Genomic DNA, 1,082 nt, shown 5'->3' on the forward strand with positions numbered 1-1,082 from the left:
ACATCCCAATGCCGTTGTCAAGCCGCCGCGGTGACTGGTGGTGTTGCCTGGTAGCACGCTCCGTCGCGGATCATCGCCCACAGGACGTTCACTCGTCGTCGTGCGAGCGCGATCAGTGCTTGCTTGTGCCCCTTGCCCTCGGCACGTTTGCGGTCGTAGTAGGTCCGCGACGCGGGGCAGGATCTGAGGCTGGCCATCGCCGAGAGGTAGAAGACCCGCAGCAGGCCGCGGTGGTAGCGCCGGGGGCGGTGGAGGTTGCCGCTGACCCGGCCGGAGTCCCTGGGGGCCGGGGCCACGCCGCCATAGCCGGCCAGGCGGTCCGCGCTGGCGAAGGCGTCCATGTCACCGCCGGTGGCGGCGACGAACTCGGCGCCGAGCTGGCTGCCCATGCCGGGCAGGCTGCGGATCACGTCGGCGTGCGGGTGCTCGCGAAACCGGGCCTCGATGAGGGCGTCGAGTTCGGTGATCTCTTCGTCGAGGGCCATCACTGCCTTGGCCATGCGGATCACCATGGCGGCGGCGAGCTTCTCGCCGGGCAGCGCGGTCTGCTGGGCCTGCGCGGCCTCCAGTGCGGTCTTCGCCAGGGACTCGGAGCCTCGGACTTTGCGGTTGCGAAGCCAGGTCTCGATTCGTCTGGCGCCGGTGCGGCGGATGGCGGCCGGGGTCTGGTAGCCCGACAGGAGTACGACGGGGCCCTTGTTGGTCAGGTCGAGTGCGCGTTCCAACGCGGGGAAGTACTCGAGCAGTTGGGCGCGGAGGCGGTTGATCTGGCGGGTGCGGTCGCTGACCAGGTCGGTGCGGCGGGTGGTGAGGATGCGCAGGTCGACCGCTATCTCGTCGCCGGGCCTCAGCCGGCCCAGATCACGGCGCATGCGTGCCTGGTCGGCGATGACGAAGGCGTCCTTCGCGTCGGTCTTGGCCTCGCCTCGGTAGGTGCCCGAGGCGCGGTGGACGGCCAGGCCGGTGAGGTAGGCCATGGGCTGGGCGTGGACCAGCAGCAGACCGATCAACAGGGCTGCACCGCCGTGGTTGATGTCCACCGCCCACAGCGCGTCCTGGTCGATGTCCAGGACGTCGCGGAT

General features: G+C 70.0%; 1 protein-coding gene. It reads right to left on the minus strand.

Translation table 11 applies throughout. The annotated features are described in order from the left end of the window. Positions 1-17: 17 nt before the first annotated feature. Positions 18-1,082: IS110 family transposase (locus ACIBEC_RS47850; RefSeq protein WP_360510355.1), on the minus strand; the 1,065-nt coding region annotated here is incomplete at its 5' end.

The sequence above is a fragment of the Kitasatospora sp. NPDC051164 genome, from assembly GCF_044455625.1.
Taxonomy (GTDB): Bacteria; Actinomycetota; Actinomycetes; order Streptomycetales; family Streptomycetaceae; genus Kitasatospora.